12 protein-coding genes are annotated in these 20,892 nt (G+C 65.4%); 1 reads left to right on the top strand and 11 read right to left on the bottom strand.

Annotation, left to right across the window (positions count from 1 at the left end; all coding sequences use genetic code 11):
• Positions 1–4 precede the first annotated feature (4 nt).
• The 10 genes from TO66_RS22230 to TO66_RS22185 all read right to left on the bottom strand — a co-directional run bounded on the left by TO66_RS22230 (position 5) and on the right by TO66_RS22185 (position 17,201).
• Positions 5–2,953, bottom strand: a complete 2,949-nt coding sequence (locus TO66_RS22230; protein WP_044464286.1) for an HD domain-containing phosphohydrolase — start codon at positions 2,951–2,953, stop codon at positions 5–7.
• A gap of 212 nt (positions 2,954–3,165) precedes the next feature.
• Complete coding sequence (locus tag TO66_RS22225) at positions 3,166–4,965, bottom strand: ATP-binding protein (protein WP_256241085.1); 1,800 nt, start codon at positions 4,963–4,965, stop codon at positions 3,166–3,168.
• Positions 4,962–5,588, bottom strand: coding sequence for a response regulator transcription factor (locus tag TO66_RS22220; protein ID WP_044464285.1), 627 nt, complete (start codon positions 5,586–5,588; stop codon positions 4,962–4,964). The genes TO66_RS22225 and TO66_RS22220 overlap by 4 nt, the downstream gene beginning before the upstream one ends.
• Before the next feature lie 312 nt (positions 5,589–5,900).
• Complete coding sequence (locus TO66_RS22215; RefSeq protein ID WP_044464284.1) at positions 5,901–10,877, bottom strand: hemagglutinin repeat-containing protein; 4,977 nt, start codon at positions 10,875–10,877, stop codon at positions 5,901–5,903.
• A 111-nt stretch (positions 10,878–10,988) separates the two neighbouring features.
• Positions 10,989–12,713, bottom strand: a complete 1,725-nt coding sequence (locus tag TO66_RS22210) for a ShlB/FhaC/HecB family hemolysin secretion/activation protein (protein ID WP_082061134.1) — start codon at positions 12,711–12,713, stop codon at positions 10,989–10,991.
• 707 nt (positions 12,714–13,420) lie between these two features.
• Complete coding sequence (locus TO66_RS22205; RefSeq protein ID WP_044464283.1) at positions 13,421–14,752, bottom strand: deoxyguanosinetriphosphate triphosphohydrolase; 1,332 nt, start codon at positions 14,750–14,752, stop codon at positions 13,421–13,423.
• A 120-nt stretch (positions 14,753–14,872) separates the two neighbouring features.
• A complete protein-coding gene (locus tag TO66_RS22200; protein ID WP_044464282.1) occupies positions 14,873–16,036 on the bottom strand; it encodes an EAL domain-containing protein in 1,164 nt (387 codons plus the stop codon).
• Positions 16,037–16,159: 123 nt separating this feature from the next.
• Positions 16,160–16,501: a hypothetical protein gene (locus tag TO66_RS22195; RefSeq protein WP_044464281.1), complete on the bottom strand. Its 342-nt coding sequence runs from the start codon at positions 16,499–16,501 to the stop codon at positions 16,160–16,162.
• Complete coding sequence (locus tag TO66_RS22190) at positions 16,498–16,884, bottom strand: phage holin family protein (RefSeq protein WP_044464280.1); 387 nt, start codon at positions 16,882–16,884, stop codon at positions 16,498–16,500. The genes TO66_RS22195 and TO66_RS22190 overlap by 4 nt, the downstream gene beginning before the upstream one ends.
• A gap of 2 nt (positions 16,885–16,886) precedes the next feature.
• Positions 16,887–17,201 (bottom strand): YqjD family protein, encoded by a 315-nt coding sequence (locus tag TO66_RS22185; protein WP_025805463.1) that lies wholly within the window; start codon positions 17,199–17,201, stop codon positions 16,887–16,889.
• 328 nt (positions 17,202–17,529) lie between these two features.
• On the opposite strand from TO66_RS22185, the gene TO66_RS22180 reads away from it, so the two are divergent.
• Complete coding sequence (locus tag TO66_RS22180; protein WP_044464279.1) at positions 17,530–18,738, top strand: ammonium transporter; 1,209 nt, start codon at positions 17,530–17,532, stop codon at positions 18,736–18,738.
• 42 nt (positions 18,739–18,780) lie between these two features.
• Here TO66_RS22180 and TO66_RS22175 read toward each other — a convergent pair whose 3' ends face one another.
• Positions 18,781–20,739 (bottom strand): monovalent cation:proton antiporter family protein, encoded by a 1,959-nt coding sequence (locus tag TO66_RS22175; RefSeq protein ID WP_044464278.1) that lies wholly within the window; start codon positions 20,737–20,739, stop codon positions 18,781–18,783.
• Positions 20,740–20,892 lie beyond the last annotated feature (153 nt).

Here is a 20,892-nt window from a genome sequence, read left to right as displayed (position 1 = left end):
CCCTTCAGACCCTGAGCCCGGCCTTGTCCAGCAAGCCCTCGGGGTCTATTTCATCGATCTGCTGCGGTTCCATGAACCGCTCGGCGTACTGCTGGTAGATCCTGCTCTGGATAAACAGCTCGAACAGCTCCGGATCGATATGGGCACTGCGGCACATGGTCGCCATGATGCCCAGCGCTTCGCTCAGGGTCTTGCCCTTCTTGTAGGGGCGGTCCGCGGCCGTCAGCGCTTCGAAGATATCGGCGATGGCGATCATCCGCGCCGGCAGGCTCATCTGCTCGCGCTTCAGTTTTTTGGGGTAGCCGGTGCCGTCCATTTTCTCGTGGTGGCCGCCGGCGATCTCGGCGATGGTGTTCAAGTGGCTGGGGAAGGGCAGGCGGCTGAGCATCAGGATGGTCTGCACCATGTGATGGTTGATCACGTAGCGCTCTTCGCGGGTCAGGGTGCCCCGGCTGATGCTCAGGTTGTACAGCTCGCCGCGGTTGTACTTGCAGGCCGGCACATCGAGCTTGAAGCCCCAGGGGTTGTCCTCCGGGATCAGTTCGGCGGGGTCGCGCTGGATCAGGTGTTCGGGCTTGTCGGCCAGCAGCTGTTCAGTGACGGGCAAGGTCGGCGCGGGCGTGCGTTCCTGGCGGCGGTTTTCTTCCCAGGACACGCCCAGGCGATCGTCCAGCGTCCGGCTCCAGGTCCGCCGGGCCACCCGGTCCAGCCGTTGCAGGTCGGCCTCGGCCATGGTCTCGCCGCCCAGGTTGCAGCGAGCGATAAAGGCGAAGTCGTCGTCCAGCGCGGCCAGCTCGGCGTCGCGGGCCGCCGCCAGGGACGGTTCGTCGCCACCCTCGGCGCGCGCCTGCCAATAGTCGATCCAGACATCGCGCTTGAGCACCTCGAAGCGGGTGCGGACCTCGTGGATGCGGTCATTCAGGGTTTCCAGCTTGGTGGCCTTGTCCACCACGTATTCGGGGGTGGTGACCTTGCCGCAGTCGTGTAGCCAGGCGGCGATGTGCAGCGCCTCCCATTCGTCCTCGGTGGGGTGGTAGGCGCTGAACGCCGGTTTCTGGCTGGCCGCCGCGGCCTGGGCGAGCATCAGGGTCAGGGCCGGGACTCGCTGGCAATGTCCGCCGGTGTAGGGGCTCTTGGCATCGATCGCGCCGGCCAGCAACTGGATGAACGAGTCGAGCAATTGCTTTTGCCGGTTCTGCAGGCGCTGGCTTTCGATGCTCACCGCCGCGGCGCCGGAAACCGCCTGCAGGAACGCGATGCGGTCCGGGCGCAGCTTGTCCAGGTCCTGCTCCTGGCCGCTGTCGGCCAGGAGCAGGACGAGGATGCCGACGGTTTCGTCGTGGCGATTGTGCAGGCGGATGCCGATCAGGTGCACGCTGGGGCAGTTCATCGCCAGCAGCACGCTTTGCAGGTCGGCGGCCTGCTCGAACCCCAGGGTGGTGACCACGTTCTCGCTGTCGCTCAATTGGCGCAGCCAGTCCGGGCCGGTGTCGTCCCGGGGATCCCGGGCCTGGATGTCGAATGCCCGCAGGTCGCGAACCTCATCGGCGACGATCAGGCCGTAGGGCTCCAGGCCCGTGCCTTCGTTTTCCCGCAGGTAGATCAGCCCGGCCTGGGCCTGGCCGATCTTCACGGTTTCGGACAGCACCCGTTCCAGCAGCGGTTCGAAGCGGGTTTCCGCGGACAGGCTGGCGGTGATCTCGAAAAAGCTGGCGAGGGTGTCCTTCATGCGCGCCATCGACAGGCTCAACTGGTCGACTTCCAGCACGGGCGAGCGACGGGTCAAGGGGTAGTCGAAGTCGAAGCTGCGGATGGCGTCGGCTTCCTGCACCAGGGCGCGCAACGGCCTGACCAGCGCGCGCGAGGTCAACCAGCCGAGCGGCAGGCACAGCAACAGAATGCCCAGGGTGATCAGCGCCCCTTGCCAGCGCAGGCGATAGGCATCCACCAGCAACTCGTCCTCGGGCACCAGCAGTGCCAGTTGCAACCCCTGCGGGCCGCCTTCCTGCAGATGGCTGCTGGCAACGATCCACTGGCGCTCCGCGAGCCGCAGACGATTGCCCCGGGCCTTGCCCTGGAGCAACGCGTCGAGCGCCGGGTTCAGGTCGTTGGCGCGGATCAGCCGGGCACTCTGGGCCTCGACGATCAGGCGGCGGGCATCGGGGTAGGCCACCGCATTGCCGTCGCCATCCACCAGGGCGATCTCGGTGCTGGGCGTGACCCGGTGCTTGGCCAGGGTGGCCGACAGTTGTTCCAGGGTCAGGTCGGCGCCCATGACCGCGCCAGCGTCGCTGCGTCGGGCGAGGGTGGTGCCGACGTTGCGGGTGGAGAAAAACACATAGGGCTGCGTGGTGATCTGGTCGGTTCCGGCCTGGGCGTCGGCAAACCAGTTGCGGGCCGTCGGATCGTAGGTTTCCGCGGTGTTGTCGCGGCGGCCGAGGAGGGCGAGGCTGGCGTCATAGAACAGCGATTGCGAATGCGCCTGGCCGCTGCCGTGGTGGCGCTCGATGCTCCAGACCTCATAGGCCGCGGCCTCGGGGGCCTGGCGAGCGACTTTCAGGGACTGGGTGCGCAGGGGCCGGACCATGAAGAAATCACCGTTGGCATACCCGACATAGAGGGACGCCAGCTCGGTGTTGTCCTTGAGCGACTGCGCGAAAGGCTCGAGCAGCGCCAGTCGTTGGTCGAGGTCGGCGCCGTGCACGGCGGGGTTGTCCACCAGCAGGCTGAGCAAGTGGCGGATCGGTTCGTAGGTGGCTTTCAAGTCCAGCTGCACGTCCTGCTCGATGCGCTGGAACAGTTTTTCGCTGCTGGAGAGGATGATGCGGGTGGTTTGCTGATAGTTGAAAATGCCCAGCACGATGCCGGTCAGCAGGAGCAGGCAGGTGAACATCACGCTGATATGCACATGGAGAGGGAATCGGCGTTTTTCGAACGGCAGCGTGCTCGGCATTGCAGCTCTCTCCAGGGGCGCGTGATGCGCAATTCAACGTTTCAGCATAGTTAAGGCAGGTGCATCGTGCCTGGGCGCACGGTCCGTGGGACGCTGTCGGCCACTGCCGGACGGCGGTTGGCGGGGAGGGGCCGGACCGAGGGAAAGGATAGTGGCCTTTTGATATTTTTCTGACAAGTCGCCCGTGCATGAAGCGCCGCACCGGCCGGTGGTCAGGATGTCCCCGGGCTGTCCGGCTGTTCCAGTTGCCACGCCAGGGCGCGCTCGAACATCAGCATGGCCTGTTCCAGGGCACTGCCGTGCTGCAGCAGATCGGGCAGGTCCGCTTCTTCCTGGCAGGCCCGTTCGAGGGCCGCGCAATGCGCTTCGAGTGCCCTGGCCTGGACCATCAGGGCCGAGCCCTTGATCTTGTGGGCGAGCTCCGCCAGCGCCGGGATCGAGGGGGCGTCGCACAGTTCGCGCAGTTGCTGGCGATCCCGATAGCTGCAACGCAGCAGCTCGTTGAGGATCCGCAGGCGGAACTGCGGTTTGCCCCGGGACAGGCTGTGCAGCGCCTTCAGGCTGAATGCGTTGTGCCAGGGCTGCGCTTGCAGGTCGGCCGGCGGCTGGCCCAGGTTCGCCGGCTGGCCGTCGATCAGGCCGTGCGAGGTATCGGCTGCGCGAGCAGTGGGGGGCTCGGCGGGGGCTGCAGGCGTTCGTCGAGGCCGGCAGGCCAGTGGCAACTGCACCCGGGCTTCCGTACCTATCCCCGGTTGGCTGGCCAGATGCAGGGTGCCTTGCATGAGTTCGCAGAGGTGGCGACAGAGGCGCAGCCCCAGTCCTGGCCCCGGCCCCTCGGGTTTCGGCAGCGGGTTGGCCTCGCCGCTGGGCTCGCCCAATTGCGCTGGCGCCTGCTCGTCGATGCCGATACCACTGTCGGTCACCCGTAGCGTCAGTTGCAGCTGTTGTGGCGTGGCGCGCTGCAGGTCGAGCCGGACCTTGATCTGCCCCTGCTCGGTGAACCGGATCGCATTGCTCAGCAGGTGGCCGAGAATCTGTCTGAAGCGCCGCGGATCGAGCAGCACCTCGAGGGGCTCGGCGTCGCAGGAGAAGGCCGGCAGCAGCTTGAGGTTTTTCTCCCGGGCCTGGTCGGCGAATTCGCCGAGGATGGCTTCGACCAGCCGCTGCGGGTCCAGCCATTCGGGCGTCAGCGCCAGGCGTCCCGATTCGACGCGAGCGGTGTCCAGGGTATCGTCGATCAGGACCTGCATCTGCCGGACCGTACGATAAGCCCTTGCGAGCAGCGGTTGTTGCGCCGGCGGGTCCGCGGCGCCTTGCAGGACCTGCTCCAGCAGCCCTGCCAAGGCCTTCGCCGGGCTGCGCAGTTCGTGGCCGGTGCTGGCCAGGAACGCCGTTTTTGCCTGGCTGGCCGCTTCCGCCTGTTGCCTGGCGGCTTCGAGGCGGTCGGCGTGTTGCCGCTGCCGGGTGATGTCGACCCAGCCACCGACAATGCCCCGGACCTGTCCGCGCGAATCCCGGCAGGGCGCCACCCAGTGCCGCACGGTGAGTTCCCGCCCGTTGACGCGCAGCGGCCGCTCAAGCTGCAGCGCCTGCTCCTGGGCGATCACCCGCATATAGTCGGCGTGATACTCCCGGGCTTGTTCCGGATCCTCCAGCGGCCCCTGCAGTACGCTCTGGCCGATGACGTCGGCGCGCTGCGTGGCGAAGTGTTCCAGGTAGCTGGCGTTGCACTGTTGCAGCACGCCCTGGCGATCGCGCAGAAAGGCCGGATGAGGCATGCCCTCGAACCAGCCTTGCAGCCGTTCGAGCTGTTCCTCGAGGCCCAGCGCGACCTGTCGCTGGCGGAGCAGGCGCCGGTGCAACCAGGCGATTGTGCCGAGGGATGCCAGCAGCGATAGGCCGGCGAACAGGATTTGCCCGGCGGCGAGCGGGCCGCAAAACAGCCCCGCCGAAAGTATTAGGCTCAGCAGCGATCCGTAATAAGGAATGTATTGGAATATCCTGTTGCTCATACCAGTTCGTGACGTTGTGCCAGTTCGATAAGTTCTGCCATGGAATGGGCGTGAAGTTTATGCATGATTCTTTTTTTATAAGTGCTGACGGTCTTGCCACTGAGAAAGATGCTGTTGGCTATTTGTGTGCTGGTGCTGCCCTTGGCAAAAAGTTGCAACACCATGAGTTCCCGATCACTGAGCAACATCAGGCGATTCAGTTCGCTGTTCGACGTTTTATCCGGACGGGGTTTCTGCAAGGCATGGCTGGGGAAGTAGTTGTATCCGCACAGCACGGCCTTCATGGCGCTGAGCACTTCGCTCAGGTCCTCCTGTTTGCATACATAGCCGCAAGCCCCGGCCTGCATGCAGCGCGCGGCGAACAGGGCCGGCGATTGCGCCGTCAGCACCAGCACCCGCAGGGACTTGTCCAGCGCCGCGAAGCGCAACAGCAGTTCCAGCCCGTCGAGCTTGGGGATGCTGATGTCGAGCACGATCAGGTCGGGCATGCTGTCGCGGACCATCTGCAAGGCATCGACGCCATTATCGGTTTCGCCGACGATCTTATAACCCTCATGTTCCAGCAACATGCGGATGGCCAGTCGAATTACAGGATGGTCGTCGATAATGAAAACAGAACTCATGGTCAAACCCGTGTGAATAAACTTCAGGCTGGACCTTAGCGCAGGGCAGGGGGTGGATATATGCGGGTTAAGGCGAGTATGGGGACAATAAGGCAGTTCTTACATGAAAGACGGTATCGGATTACAACGGTTTTTCAGTTTGAAGTAGGAATGAGTATCCAGCGATGTAAAGGGTAAGCAGATGTTGAGCCCTTGATGCACTTTCCCTGGAAGCGATAAAGGCTGCCCCGTTGCGCAGGGCAGCCTTTACCGGGGGGTTGCGCCCTCACGACACGCAGGGTACGTGAGGGCCTTGCTTCACGACGCGTTACCTCATGGCGTCTTTTGATCGATGCCGGCCTGCAACAGCTGGCTGTCGTTATGACCGCCGGTGCGCAGCAGGCCGAGGTTGGACGATTGATCCTGGCGGGTCGCGTCGTCCTGTTTGCGGGTCAGCTCGTCCTTGGCCCCTAGGGCCAGGTTGAGTGGCGATTTCGATACATTCAGGCCCACGTCGGCGCGGTAGTCCGAGCCGGCCAGCGCAGTGCTGGTGACGGTCGAGCCGCCGAGATCGACCCGGCCTTCGCTGGCGCTGATCCGCGCGCCGCTCAGGTGGGTGTCGCCGGACACGCGCAGGTTCACACCCTGGCTGGCGCTGATGCCCGAAGCCTGGGCCACGCTGTCCTTGCTCTGCCGGCTGACGTTCAGGTTCAGGGTCGGGGTGTAGGAGGTGTTGCCGCTCTTGTCGCCGAACAGCACGCCTTCGGCGGTGTTGGCCACTTTGGCTCCGGGCGTGGTCTTCTCGCTGACCGCGTAGCTGTCGCTGGTTTTCGGCCAGACCCGCTGCTTGAGCCCGGAGAGGCGATCGCCCAGGGCTTCGGTCTTGTCGGCGAGGTAACCCTTGGCCTTGTCGACGCCACGGCCGAAAGCGCCCTTGGGTTCCGGGTTGACGTCATAGCTGCCGCTGCGGGTGAACTTCTCGCCCAGGCGTTCCTTGGCGGTCTGGGCCTTGTCCACCAGGTTGTCCTTGGCCGCTACCAGGCGTTCGCTGCCTTTGTCGACGACGTTTTCCAGTTTCCCGCGGTGCTTGTCGAAACTGCCTTCGGCCTTGGCCTGTAGCTTGTCCTTGAGCGGCCCGGTCTGGCGGGTCAGTTTGTCGACCACCCCCGGCTGGTTCTTCTCGGCGTCCAGGCGGGCGTCGAGGTTGACCGTGGTGCTGCTGATCCGGTCCTTGCGGCTTTCGATGTCGAGCGCGCCGCCGATCTGCCCGTCGAGCCGGGTGGCGTCGATGCGCGCGCCTGCCAGGCGGGTATCGGCGCCGCTGATCAGCGTCACCTGGTCGGCCTTGATCAGGCTGTTGTGCTGGAGCTCGCTGGCCAGTTGCTCGACGTCGATCTTGGCCCGGGCATGGATCCCGCGATCGGTTTTCGGCGAGTCGTGTTCGCCGGCATCGGCGCGGGTGGTCTTGCCGCCGTTGCCGCCGGCGCCCAGGGTCAGGCCCCAGTTGTTGTGGGCCTGGGTGGATTGCGCGGACTCCTGGAGGATCCCGCCCTTCTCGGCACTGAGGGTGACGCCCGCGGCCTCGACCTGGGTGCCCTGCAAGTGCAGCGCAGTGTTGCTGGCGGAAGCGCTGGCCAGGCGGACCTGGCCGTTGCTGTGCAGTTGCCCGCCGGTCTGGCTCCGGTCCTGCTCGGCAACCCGGCCGATGTTGAAGTTGGCGCTCAGGTTGGCGCTCTTGCCGCTGCTCTGCTCGCTGCTGGTCTTGCTGGCGCCGGCGGTCAGGCCGCCACCGAGGTTGCTGCCCTGGCTGGCGTGGGTGTCGACGGCGGCCTGCAGGTCGAGCTTGCCGCCGGCGTCCAGGGTGATGTCGCCGGTCTTGGCGGTCTGGCTGCCGATGGTGGTGCCCTGGAGGATCAGGTCGCCGCCGCTGGACAGCTCGATCGGGCCCTTGCCCTGGATGGTCGCGACGTGCGCCTGGCTGTCTTGTTGGTCCAGGCGCTTGTGGTCCAGTTGCAGGCCGGCGCCGAGGTTGAGGTTCTTGCCATTGGCGCCCGGTGCGCTGCCGACGGTGAGCGCGGCATCGCCGCGCAGGCTGGAGGTGCTGCTGGTCTGGCGGTCATTGGCCTGGTTCAGCGCCAGTTCGCCACCGCTGTGCAGCTTGACGCCGGCCTCGCCGCCATCGAAACGGCTGCCTTCGTACTGGCCATCGCCGCGCAGATTGATGTCCACGCCCTGTTTGCCGGTATAGCTGCCGACCACCGCCTGGCTGCTGTCGCTACGGATGTCGCTGCTGCCACCGGCGCCGCTGGCGCGCACGTTCAGGTCCTCGCCCGTGGTGGTGTAGACCCGCACGCCGGCCTTGGCGTCCAGCGCCTGTTCGCTGCTGCTGTGGGTATTGCTGGCGGCCTTGGCCAGATGGTTGCCGGCGTCGATGTCCAGCGCACCCTGGGTGGCTTCGTAGCGGCTGCCTTCGTCCTGCAACTGGCCGCTCACATCGACCTTGACCTGGCCGCCCTTGAACTGGCTGACCACGGCGGTGCTGCCTTGCTCGATGCTTTGTTTGTTCTGGTGGCCGACTTCCACGTCCAGGCCGACGTTGCCCGGCTCCAGGGCGTCGAGCAGGCCCGGCTGATGGAACTTGCGCTGGGCCACGCCTTCGATGGCTTTTTCCACCGGGCGGGTAAGGCCCTTGTATTCGACGTTGGCGCCGACATCGGCGGTCCAGGTGTTGTCCTTGTGGCTGCTGGATTGAGTGTTATGCGCCGCACGGTTGTCGACCTGTTCGGCCTTGACCTGAAGCTGGTCGCCGGCCTTGACCTGGGCGCCCTCGGTCACCAGTTTGTTGCCGGCGGTGATGGTCAGGTTGCCGCTGGCGTTGATGCCGGTGGTGTGGGCGGTGCTGCTCTTGTCGCTGTCCTGGCTGCTGCTGTGGGCGAACTCCGCGCCGCTGCCGGCGCGGTCCAGGCCGCCGGTGTAGTAGAAGCCGCCGCCGGTAGTGCGGGTGTCGGTGTCTTTGCTCGTGCTGTCATGATCGGCCAGCAGCTCGACCTGCTGGCCGCTGAGGCTGGCATCGCCGCGGGTGGCTTCCAGCTTGCCGCCCTTGACGCTCAGGTTGCCTTCGGCGGCGACTTCCAGGCTGCCGCCGCTGAGGCTCGAGGCCTGCTGCCGGGTGTTATCGGTCTTGACGGTCTGCTGCTGGTCTTCGTAGCGCACGCCGGCGCGGTATTGCCGGGTGCCCGGGGCGTTCTCCTTGGCGTAGGCGTCGAAGCCGCGGGTGTGGGTGGTGGTTTCGCTCTGCGAGGTGTTTTGCGCCGAGTCGACCTTGATGTCGCCCTTGGCCTCGGCCTTGAGTTTGCCGGTCGCGGCCACCTGGGCGCCGCTGATGGCGATGTCCTTGGCGCTCTTGAGCGTGAGGTTGCTGTCCGAGCGCAGGTCGCTGGTGACGGTGGTGCTGTCTTTGCGGTTCTGCCGGTTTTCGTCCTTGGCGATGCCGAAGAACTTGCTGTCGTTGCTGTAGCGGTTGTCGTGGGAGCGGTCCTGCACGCCGTCGATGGTCAGCGAGCCTTTGTTGCTGATCACTTCGGCTTTCGTGCCGCCACGGGCCTGGCTGCCGCTGATGCGTACTTCGTCGGCCTTGACGATCAGGTCGCCCTTGGCGTTGACCTTGCTGCCCTTGTTCAGGGTCTTGCCCTGGTCGCCGTCGCCGTTCTTGCCGAAGAAGCTGCCGCCGACCAGGTCGCCGGAATAGGACTTGTCGCTGTGGCTCTGGGTGCGGCTGGCGCTGGTGATGTCCACCTGCTGCCCGGTCAGTTCGGTGTCGCCGCCGCTGGCCAGTTCGGCTCCCTGCAATTGCACCTGCTTGCGGCTGCTCAATTGCAGATTGCCGCCGGCTTCCAGCTGGCTGGTGACGCTGCGTTGCTCAGTGCTGGACTTGTCCCAGTCGGCTTTCCACAGGTGCTTGCGATGCCGGCCCTGGTCGCGTTGTTCGTGGGTTTCGGTGGCGGCGGTCAGGCTCAGGTCGGCCTTGCTGTCGACGCTCAGGTTGTTGCCGGCCTTGATCTGGCTGGCCTTGAGTTCGGCGTTGGCGCGGGCCTTGAGCTCGGCATCGCGGCTCGCGGTCAGCCGGTTGCCGTGCTGGCGGCTGTCACTGTCGGTCAGGGTACGGTCGTAGGTTTCCCAGGTGATGCCTATGGTGCTGTTGCTCCACTGCTCGCGCTTTTCCTGGAGCTTGCGGCTTTCGATGGCGCTCAGGGTGAGGTTGCGTCCGGCGTCGAGCTTGATGTCGCGGGCGCTGACATCGCTGGCGGCGAGGGTCAGGTCGCGGCCGCTGCGCAACTGCACGTCGCCCTGTTCGCTGTGTACGCCGGCACGGATGGCGTCGAGGCTGTCGGCCTTGGCCTGGCCGCTGATGTGCAGGTCGCCGGCGGAGGCGATATCCACCCCTTGGGTGCCCTTGACCTGCACCGCGCCAACGCGCACGCCGGCGCCCTCGGCGGTGCTGACAATATTGATGCGCCCGGCCTGCATGGCGCCGAACAGCCTGGCGTCGATGCGTTGCTCCTGAGGGGCGAGTTTGTCGGCGTTGCCGGCCGGGTCGGTGCTGAGCACGCGGCTTCCAGCCGGGTCGACACGGTTGCGCCCGACGACGAGGTTCAGTTGCTCGCCGGCGGTAAGGGCGCCCTGGCTGTCGATGCGCGGCGCGATCAGGTTGATGCTGCCTTTTTTATTGATCAGGCCCTGGTCCTGGATCGTCAGCTGGCCCTTGGCGTCGCGCGTGCTCAGGGCTTGCAGTTTGTCGTTGTCGAACTCGGGGCGGCCCACCAGCAGGCTGGCGTTCGGCGTGTTGATGAAGCTGCCGCCATTGACCGAGATGCCGTTGGGGTTGGCCAGTACATAGTCGGCGGGGCGGCCGAAGATTTCCTGGGCACCGTTGATCGCCGAGGCGTTGCGGCCGATCACCTCGTTGAGGATCACGCTGGCGTCCTGGCCATGGAATTGCGGGTTGGCGGCCAGCTGGCCGGCCAGTTGCGAGATGCCATTCTGCAAGGCGTTGTTCAGCACCACGCCCTGGCGGTCGACGTTGTAGTCGAGGAACTGGTTATGGGAGAGCCCGTCGCCGTTGGGCGCGACGATGTTGACGATGGGTACGCCGTTCTGGTTTTGCAGTTGCGGCAGGGCCCCCGGCCCCTGGGGCACGACGATGCCGTTGGCTAGCGCGTGCGGCAGATGGGAAACCAGCAGCAGGCTGGCGATGACCAGGCGCAATCTGCCCCTGGGGGACAGGTGGAACAGGGAGCTGTTGTCGGGCATGGGAGTCTCTCTATGTGTGGGCCGAGTGGCGATGCGCGCTGTGCGTTGCAGCGCGGCTGGCAGGCTCAGGCTCGGCGGTTTTTTTCAGGCTGATGCACGATTCGAAGGTCCTCAGATCTGCAGGCTCAGGCGGGTCAGCCAGGCGGCGGGTTCGCGGTGAAAGCGTTGCGGGGTTTCCAGGCTGCGCTGGTAGTCGACGTCGACCTGCAGGTTCTTCCAGCTCAGGTTCAGGCCGATGCTGGCGCTGCTCAGGCGCTCGCTGGCGGCGCCTTCCTGTGCCTTGATGCGTCCGTGGTCGAAGGCCAGGCGTGGGGTCAGCTTGACGGGCGCATCGTTCTGCAACGGCAGGCGCAGGGTGTTGCGCCAGATCGCGCCGATGGCGCCCGAGGCACTGTTCTCGCGGTAGCCGCGCACCGCGGAGTCGTCGGTGCCCAGCAGCTGTTCGATGGCCGGCAGCGGATCGGGGCTGTACTGCAACGACAGCTGGCTCTGCCATTGCCACGGCTGGTTGCCCAAGCGCCCGTTGCGCCATTGGCTGAGGTTGGCGCGGTACTTGTGGAACTGCGCCTGCGGCAGGTTTTTCTGCACCTGTTGCGAGTCGCGGTCGGCGCCGAACCAGGTCAGGCCCTGGGCGTAGTTGATATCCAGGTTCCACACCGCGCTGTCGAGCCAGAACAGGTTGAGCCCGGCCTCGGCCACGGTCAGGGTCGGGCTCTGGATCCCCAGGCGGACCTTCTGCAGGTAGCTGTCGACATCCTTGTGGGCCAGTTGCAGGTTGGCGCTCAACTGGTGCCCCTGGTCGCGCCACAGCACACGGTCGGCCCGCAGGCTGAACAGGTCGGTGCGGCCACTGTTGTAGAGCGTGGTGCTGCTGAGTTTGAACGGCGCGCGGTACTCGGCATGGCTGGCGAACAGGCTGTAGGTCCAGTAGCCGTAGGGGATCGAGTAGAAGACGCTGGCGCTGCGGCTGTAGCGCGGGCCGTGATTGAGCGTGTCGCTGAAATTCAGGTTGAGGGCGTCGTTGAGCTCCAGCGGACTGTCGAAGCCAAGGTTGATGGCGTTGCGGTCGCGCCCGGTGCTGGCGCTGCCGAGGTTATCCACACCCAGCCCCAGCGCCCAGCGCGAGGCGGCGTTGCCCCGTGGACGCAGGACGATCCGCGAGGCCCCGGGCTGGCTGCCGGGGGCGATATCGGCCGTCAGGTCCACCGAACGCAGGCGGTTGAGCTGGTCCAGGCCCTGTTCCAGGTCGCGCAGGTTCAGCGGCTTGCCGAGCATCCCGGGGAAAGCGCCGGCCAGGGAAACCGGCAGGCTCTGGTCGGCCAGCTCGACGGCCTCGACATAACCTTCGTCGATCACGATATCCAGCGAATGGCCGTCGGCGGGCGCGCTGCTCAGGTAGGGGCGGCTGGCGATGTAGCCGGCGTCCACATAGATCCGGGTGATCTGCGCCAGCAGGCGGTTGATGCCGTTCACGCCCATGCAGGGCGCGATATAGGGTTCGAGCTGGCGGTTCAGCCAATCTTTCTTGAACAGCGTGACGCCGGCGAGCCGCGTGCCGCTCAGGGCCCAGCAGTGTTCATCCTCGCGATGGGGCGCCGCCTCGGCGGGCGTGACCGCCGGTGCCCCGAAGCTGCCGCGTTGCAACTGGCGCTGGCGTTGTTCCAGTTGCAGTTGTTGCAGGTCGCGCTGTTGCTGTTGCTGCAGGCGCAGGGCTTCCTGCCCCGGTTGCGGCATATCGGCGGCGGCCACCGGCAGGGCGCCGGCCAGCAACGAGAGCAGCAGCCAGCGGCGCAGGCCGGGGTGACAGCTGGGGTGACGGGAGGACGTGTAAGGCACTCGACATCCTTAATTAGTGGCAACGGACGAGGAAGTGCAGGAACAACGGGTCGACACGGATGTTCTCCGTGTAATCACTTCCATTTTTACGCTTGAGTCCTGGGGGCGTTCTTTGTTACAGCGAAAGATGAAATTATTTTGAAAATGGCAGTTGGGCCAACTGACGAGATTGAAGTTTCAGTGGGGTTTGTTAGTTTGCTTGCTATTTGTTTCGTGCCGATTTTTCGGCAGTTTGCATAGGAATTATCTGGTAGTGAATAAGACTTGTCTGAAAGATAGCGGAAACGTCAAAGTGGGTTTGTACGTAATTTGTAAGCGTTGGAAGCCGACGAAGGCCTTGTATTTCAGGGGTGTGGAGGCAGGGAAGGGGAAAATGTAGCGAAAGGTAAAGGTAGGATGTTTGGTTGTCTGGTTAACCGTCCGTTTAATTCTGGCTAGTTGAGTTGTGCGTCGGGCTGCATGTGTCGGTCACTATTATTAGTTATAGAGCAAGTACTCTAGTGGCTGCCGGGACGGATATATCGGATGAACTTGTCGAGCGCTGGCGACACTCTGGCGCGGGCCAAGTGCTGGGGTTGATAAGTTGAACTAAGGTGTTTGCCCAGTTATCGCCTGGTCAGCGACTAGGGGAATCCCTTAGTTATCGAGCGGTGAAAAAAACGCTCGAACGGCCACCTCGATAGACGAAGCGGCCGTTCGACGGCGGCTCATTGCGGGCTGGAACGCCCGGTCATTTCCCGGGCCATTTCGCTGGCGTAGCTGTCGGTCATGCCGGCGATGAAATCGATCATGCGCAGGAACGAGGTGTGCAGCGAGCCGTTCGGATCCGGCGCGTTGTTGCCCAGCAGGTCGAGAATCCGCCGGTTCTTGAACGACGGCGTGCGTCCGCCGTGCTGTTCCAGCGCTGCGCCGCAGAACGAGTTGAGGAGAATTTCCAGGGTGGTGTAGGCGCCGATCTCATGCAGGGTCTTGCGCTTGTCCTGGAAGATCTTCTTGCGCGCGATGTCCTTGGCATTGAGCACGCAGCGCTTGGCCGGACCGTGCATGTGTTCCACCAGGTCGCCCGGCAGGGTGCCGCTGAGCAGGGCGTCCTGCTGTTCGACGAAGGCCCGGGCGGCGGCGTTGGTCAGGTGCTCGATGGCCTTGCCGCGCAGAATCGCCAGCTTGCGTCGGCGCGAGTCCCGCGGGCCGAGCTGGCGATAGGTTTCCGGCAGGTCGTCGCCCACCAGCCCGAGCAGCAGCGATTCGACTTCGGCATAGTCGAGCAGCTCCATTTCCAGGCCGTCCTCGAGGTCGATCAGCGCGTAGCAGATGTCGTCGGCGGCTTCCATCAGGTACACCAGCGGATGGCGCGCCCAGCGCTGCTCCTCGAGCTGGGGCAGGCCGAGCTTGCTGGCGATCTGTTCGAGCAGCGGCAACTCGCTCTGGTAGCAGCCGAACTTGTGTTTCTTGTAGCCCAGGGAGTCGGCATGGCGCGCGGTCCAGGGGTACTTCAGGTAGGTGCCGAGGGTGGCGTAGGTCAGCCGTGTGCCGCCGTCGAACTGGTGATATTCCAGTTGGGTCAGCACCCGGAAGCCCTGGGCGTTGCCTTCGAAGTTGAGAAAGTCGTTACGCTCGTTTTCGCTCATGGCGTCCAGCCAGCCGCGTCCGGCGGCTTGCTGGAACCAGTGGCGGATGGCGTCTTCGCCGGAGTGGCCGAACGGTGGGTTGCCGATGTCGTGGGCCAGGCAGGCCGATTGCACCACCATGCCCAGGTCGCTCGGTTCGCACCAGTCGGGCAGGGTGTCGCGAATGGTCTCGCCGACCCGCATGCCCAGGGAACGACCGACACAGCTGACTTCCAGGGAGTGGGTCAGGCGGGTGTGGATATGGTCGTTGCTCGAGACCGGGTGCACCTGGGTCTTGCGGCCCAGACGGCGGAAGGCACCGGAGAAAATGATGCGGTCATGGTCTTTGTGGAAGGGGCTGCGGCCCAGTTCTTCCGAGCTGTGCAGCGGTTTGCCGAGGCGTTCGCGGGTAAGCAGGGTATGCCAATCCAAGGCGGGGTCTCTCCGTCGAATGACTGATGGGCTAGCTTCCCGGTTCGCGCCGGCGCCTGCAAGCGGAACGAGTGGCTGGCGCCGGCGACGGGGCCGTCCGCAGCCGGGGCATCGGGGGGGTTATAGCCCGGCAGCGTCGATATCGATCAGCAACAGGCGCTGGCCGTTGGCGAAGAACTGCCCGGCGGTCAGGCAGTACTGGTTGCTGGTGGCATCGCGGTAGGTGTCCGACAGGATCAGTCGCCGCTCGTCCCAGCCCTCGGCCAGCAGGTGATGGAAGTACGGCCGCCACGACCAGTTGTGGCCAAGGTAGCTCGGGTCGGCCCGCCAGCGGTTGTCACGCCATTCCAGGTTCGGCGTCAGTTGCGTGCCATGGCGGTCGCACTGATAGAAGCGCAGCAGCCGCGCAAAGGTTTCCACCCGCGGCAAGCGTTCGAGCGGCGCCTGGGCCTGGGCCCAGTCCTGCAGCTGGTTCATCAGGTGCGCCAGTTGCTGGCGGATCTGCATCAGGCGCCCGCGTTCGGCCAGCTTGCGGCGCACATAACGTTCGCGCAGCCGGGCGAACGGCGCGACAAAGGCATCACTGGCGAAGAAGGCCTGCTCGGCTCGGGCGAACAGGTATCCCTGCACGTAACGCGCGCCGCATTCCAGGGCGAAGTCGAGTTCGGTTTCGCTCTCGACCCCTTCGGCGATGATCCGGCAGCCGGTTTTCTCGGCCATCTGCGCCAGCGCCCGGACCACGTCGCTGCTGGGGCCGCCACGGGCCGCGGCCTGGAACAGGCGCATGTCGAGCTTGAGAATGTCCGGTTGCAGGGCCAGCACCCGGTCGAGCTGGGAGTAGCCGGCGCCGAAGTCGTCGATGGCGATGCGCGCACCGGCTTCGCGATAGCGTGCCACCACCTCGCCCAGGCGCTGTTTGTTGCCGCCCAGCTCGGTGATTTCGAAGACCAGGCGCCGCGGATCGACGCCGTGCTGCTGCACTTGCCGCAGGCTCGGCAAGGGTTGGCCGATGCGCAGGCGGCTGATCCAGCGGGGCGAGATATTGATGCTCAGGAACCAGTCAGCCGGCGCTTCATGCAGGCGGCCCAGGGCGTCGGCGCGAATCAGCCGGTCGAGCCGCCGCAGGGCGGTGGCGGAGCTCCTGGGGTCGCTGAACAGCGGGCCCACCGAGAGCAATTGGCCGTCCGCCTGGCGCAGGCGGCCCAGGGCCTCCACCCCGGCGATCCGGCCGGTGGCGGTGTCGATGAAGGGTTGAAAGCAGGCGAGCGGTTGCCCGGCGATCACGGGACCTCCTTGGTCGAGGGGGCTGTGGCTATGTCCCAGACAGGACAAACCCCGCCCCGCGCAAGAAGTCGGGGCAGGGCTGGTGCCTGGAGCGATTGCAAGAATGCAGCCAGATGGCGCCGCTCAGGGTTTGTTCGCCGAGCCTTGCATGATCAGCTTGAGCAGCGGCAACAGGCCGGCGCTGAGTCGCACCAGCCGAGAGAAGCTTCTGACACTGCCGCTTCTGGCTCCCTTGCCGGTGAGGAAACCCAGCAGGGTCACGGCGGCCACGCCCCACAACGGCGCATGCTTGATGCCGAACCCCTGTTGCCAGCTTTGCCCCAGGCCACGGACCCGCTGCAAGGGTTGCAGCAATTGCCGGGATTCGTGGCGGATTTCCTGGCGGTGCATTTCCATGCGCAGGCGGATCAGCGCCTTGCGCATCTCACGTCGAGAATTGGTTTGCGGGATTTCAGGCAGGCTCATGGCAGCAGGCGCTCCCGATCGTTGGCCAATTCTTCGAGGGTGGCGTGGAAGGGCGAGGACTCGTCGAAAATCGCCGCCTTCAGGCGCAGGGCGCAGAACAGCGCGGCCAGCGTATAGAAGAGGCACAGACCGATGATGGCGGGCAGGCGATAGGTGTCCCAGAACAGGATCAGCACCAGGGCCGACAGGCCTACCAACAGCAGCAGGGCAAAGACCAGGGCCAGCCCGGCGAACAGCAGCAGGCTGACGGTCCGGGCCTTCTGTTCCTGCAACTCGATGCCGAACAGTTCGACATGGCTGTGCAACAAACCCAGGAAAGCGGCGCCCAGGCGCCGCGGTGAGGAGCCTTGGCCCACGGACGAAGCGGATTCATCGATAGCCATGATCAGCGCCGGGTCGCCAGCAGACCGATCAGGAAACCCACGCCGGCCGCGATGCCCACGGCCTGCCAAGGGTTGCTCTGGACGTAGTCCTCGGTGGCGGTGACCGCCGCCTGGCCGCGTTCGCGCAGGGATTGTTCGGTCAACTGCAGGGTTTCACGGGCCCGCAGCAGGCTGTCGTGAATCTGCGTGCGCAATTCGTCCGCCTGGTCGCCGGCCAGGGTGGCGGTGTGTTCCAGCAGGCGTTCCGTGTCGCTGACCAGTGCCTGAAAGTCCGCCATCAGTGTTTCTTGCGCTGTCTTGGTGGTTTTGCTGGCCATGGTGATCTCCTTAGTGGCGTTCTGAAGGGTTCGAGTATGAGCCCTGCGCGAAGGTTCAGTGCAATTGTCTGGTACAGCTTTTGCTGTGTCCTGGTGCGTAAACACGGGTGGTTGCGCCGAAAGCGCGCAGGAAGCGGCGCATGAGCGGCAAAACCTTACCCTAAAAAATCAACACTTTTGGAAACGCCTTCGAGCGCCACACCTTTTCGAACAAGCGCTGCGCCAAAACGGGTCGCAATCGAGGGGTCGACAGGACCTTCGGTGCCAATTTGGTGCAAAACCTTCGAGCGGCTCGGGGATTGTTCCTGACATCAGGTCTGCCCATTCCATGGAAAATCTGCAAAGCGCCGTGGACACTCTGGTCCATGGCTCCAACACCCTGTTCATCCTCATCGGTGCGGTCATGGTCCTGGCCATGCATGCCGGCTTCGCCTTCCTCGAAGTGGGCACTGTGCGCCAGAAGAACCAGGTCAATGCGTTGTCGAAGATCCTCAGCGACTTCGCCGTCTCGACCCTGGTCTATTTCTTTATAGGCTATTGGATCTCCTACGGCGTCAGCTTCCTGCAACCGGCGACGGTGATCAGTGCCGATCACGGTTATGGGCTGGTGAAATTCTTCTTCCTGCTGACGTTCGCCGCGGCCATTCCGGCGATCATCTCCGGCGGTATCGCCGAGCGGGCGCGGTTCGTCCCGCAGCTCTGCGCCACAGCGCTGATCGTGGCCTTCATCTATCCCTTCTTCGAAGGCCTGGTGTGGAACGGCAACTACGGCCTGCAAGCCTGGTTGCAGGCGAGCTTCGGCGCGGGCTTCCATGATTTCGCCGGTTCCGTGGTGGTGCACGCCATGGGCGGCTGGCTGGCGCTGGCGGCGGTGCTGTTGCTCGGCGCGCGCAATGGCCGCTACCGCGACGGCAAGCTGGTGGCGTTCGCGCCATCGAGCATTCCGTTCCTGGCGCTGGGGTCGTGGATCCTGATCGTCGGCTGGTTCGGCTTCAACGTGATGAGCGCGCAGACCTTGCAGGCGGTCAGCGGGCTGGTGGCGGTGAACTCGCTGATGGCCATGGTCGGCGGCACCGTGGCGGCGCTGATCGTCGGCCGCAACGACCCGGGCTTCCTGCACAACGGACCGTTGGCTGGTCTGGTGGCGATCTGTGCAGGGTCCGACCTGATGCATCCGGTCGGCGCCTTGATCACCGGCGCGATTGCCGGGGCCTTGTTCGTCTGGTGCTTCATCGCGACCCAGACCCGCTGGAAGATCGACGATGTGCTGGGTGTCTGGCCACTGCACGGGCTGTGCGGCGTGTGGGGCGGTATCGCCTGCGGGATCTTCGGCCAGAGCGCCTTGGGCGGCCTGGGCGGAGTCAGCCTGGCCAGCCAGTTGATCGGCACCGGCCTGGGCGTGCTGGTGGCGCTGCTCGGCGGCTTCCTGGTGTATGGCGCGATCAAGGCCTGTTGCGGCTTGCGCCTGACCCAGGAGCAGGAGTACTACGGCGCCGACCTGTCGCTGCACAAGATCGGCGCGGTCAGCCAGGACTGAGTCGCGTGGCCCCGGCGGGCGCTGCCTGCCGGGGCCGGCGGATCATTGGCCGCCAAGCAGGCGCGCCTCCGAGGCCTCGATGGCGGCCAGCGGGCCGGACATCAAGACCGTATCGCCGGATTGCAGCCGGGTGCTGGCGGTCGGTTCCAGGTCCTGGCCGGCCCGTTGCACACCTTGCACATCCACCCCCAGTTGCTCCAGCGCCAGCTCGCCCAGGGCCAGGTCGCAGGCGTGGGCGGTGCTGCTCAGGTTCACCGCATGCATCAGCACCCGCGGCTGGCCGCGATTGTTCAGCAGGTCGGTCTGCGCGCCGTGGTAGAAGCCGTGCAGCAAGCGATAACGGGTGCGGCGCACTTCATCGACCTTGGCCTGCACCTGGGCTTCGGGCAAACCGAGCATCACCAGGGCGTGGGAGGCCAGCATCAGGCTCGACTCCAGCAGCTCCGGCACCACTTCGCTGGCGCCGGCGGCCTTCAGTTCGGTCAGTTGGCTGTCGTCGCGGGTGCGCACCAGGATCGGCACGCTGGCGCTGAGCCGGCGGGCGCTGTTCAGCACACTCAGGGCGACCTCGGTCTTGTCCACCGCGATCACCAGCAGGCGCGCGCGTTCGAGGCCGACCGCCGCGAGCAGATCCTCGCGGCGGGAGTCGCCGTAATGCACGCCGTGTTCGCCGGCCGCCGCTTCCTGGACCCGCACCGGATCGTCGTCCAGGGCAATGAAGGGCTGTTGCTCGCGGCGCAGGAAGCGGCCGATCGACTGGCCGACGCGGCCATAACCACAGATCACCACATGGCCCTGCACATCGGCGTTGAGGGCACTGATTTCGTCCAGGCGGGCTTCCTGGTTCGGTTTGCGGTGCAGGCGCGCGGCCATGCCCGGCGCGGCGCGCAGCAACAGGGGCGTGAGCAGCATCGAGCAGAAGGTCGCGGCCAGCAGCAGGCCGCTCAATTCGGCCGGCATCAGTTGGCTTTGTTGCATCTGCGCCATCAGCGCGAAGCAGAATTCGCCGCCCTGGGCCAGGGCCAGGCCACTGCGCCAGGCGGTCTCGCCGTCGCTGCCGCGCAGCTTGAGCAGCAACCCCACCACCGCGCCCTTGATCAGCATCAGGGCCAGGGTCAGGGCGAGGATCAGCAGGCCGTGGCTGGCGAACAGTTGCAGGTCGATCAGCATGCCGATGCTGACAAAGAACAGCCCCAGCAGGATGTCGCGAAACGGCCGGATATCGGCCTCGATCTGGTGCCGGTAGCGGCTTTCCCCCAGCAGCATGCCCGCGAGAAAGGCCCCGAGCGCCGGCGACAGGCCCAGCAGGTGGGTCAGCCAGGCGGTCAGCAGGACGATGACCAGCGCCAGCAGCACGAACAGTTCGGCCGAGTGGGACGCGGCCACCTCGTGGAACAGCCGGGGCAGCAGCCAGCGACTGGCCAGCGCCAGGCCGATGAACAGCAGCACGGTCTTGCCCAGGGTCAGGGGCAGCGCCCAGTACCAGGCTTGCTCGGTGTCGCCGGCGAACACCGGCACCAGGGTCAGCAGCAGGACCGCGACCACGTCCTGGAACAGCAGGACGCCGATCGCATTCTGCCCATGGCTGCTGAAGATCTCCCCGAGGCTGCTCAACTCCTTGCTGACGATAGCGGTGGAAGACAACGCCAGCCCGGCACCGAGCAGCAGCGACGCAATCGGCGGCCCGCCGGCGAAGATCAGCAGGCCGCCGAGGGCAGCCCCGCTGCACAGCACCTGCAGGCTCCCCAGGCCGAACACCACCCGCCGCAGGGCGAGCATTTTCGACACGGAAAACTCCAGCCCCAGGGAAAACAGCAGGAACACCACGCCCAGCTCCGCCAGGTCGGGCAGGTTTTCGTTGTCGTTGACCCAGCCGAAGGCCGTCGGGCCCACCAGCAGGGCCACGCACAGGTAGCCCAGCACCGGCGGCAGGCGCAGGCGCCGGAACAGGGCAATCACCACCAGGGAGGAGGCGAGGATGATCAATAGGTTGGCGAACACAGCTATCTCCGGGTAACGGATGACCTCTACAGAGCGTAGAGACAAAAAAAGCCGCGAGGATCGCGCAATGGCCTGTGGGCGGCGCTGACTTGCATCAGTGCTTTGGCGCAAAGGCCTGGCGACGGCGGTGCCGGGCCGATTCGAGCGTCATCG

It is taken from the genome of Pseudomonas sp. MRSN 12121, assembly GCF_000931465.1.
Taxonomy (GTDB): domain Bacteria; phylum Pseudomonadota; class Gammaproteobacteria; order Pseudomonadales; family Pseudomonadaceae; genus Aquipseudomonas.
The sequence above is the reverse complement of the archived record's forward strand: the minus strand, read 5'-3'. Positions and strand labels throughout refer to the sequence as shown.

What these genes read in the sequence shown, in the direction of transcription:
- TO66_RS22220 (WP_044464285.1), bottom strand. Translation starts at nt 5,588, where the DNA reads ATGAGTTCTGTTTTCATTATCGACGACCATCCTGTAATTCGACTGGCC.
- TO66_RS22190 (WP_044464280.1), bottom strand. Translation starts at nt 16,884, where the DNA reads ATGGCTATCGATGAATCCGCTTCGTCCGTGGGCCAAGGCTCCTCACCG.
- TO66_RS22230 (WP_044464286.1), bottom strand. Translation starts at nt 2,953, where the DNA reads ATGCCGAGCACGCTGCCGTTCGAAAAACGCCGATTCCCTCTCCATGTG.
- TO66_RS22215 (WP_044464284.1), bottom strand. Translation starts at nt 10,877, where the DNA reads ATGCCCGACAACAGCTCCCTGTTCCACCTGTCCCCCAGGGGCAGATTG.
- TO66_RS22185 (WP_025805463.1), bottom strand. Translation starts at nt 17,201, where the DNA reads ATGGCCAGCAAAACCACCAAGACAGCGCAAGAAACACTGATGGCGGAC.
- TO66_RS22195 (WP_044464281.1), bottom strand. Translation starts at nt 16,501, where the DNA reads ATGAGCCTGCCTGAAATCCCGCAAACCAATTCTCGACGTGAGATGCGC.
- TO66_RS22180 (WP_044464279.1), top strand. Translation starts at nt 17,530, where the DNA reads ATGGAAAATCTGCAAAGCGCCGTGGACACTCTGGTCCATGGCTCCAAC.
- TO66_RS22225 (WP_256241085.1), bottom strand. Translation starts at nt 4,965, where the DNA reads ATGAGCAACAGGATATTCCAATACATTCCTTATTACGGATCGCTGCTG.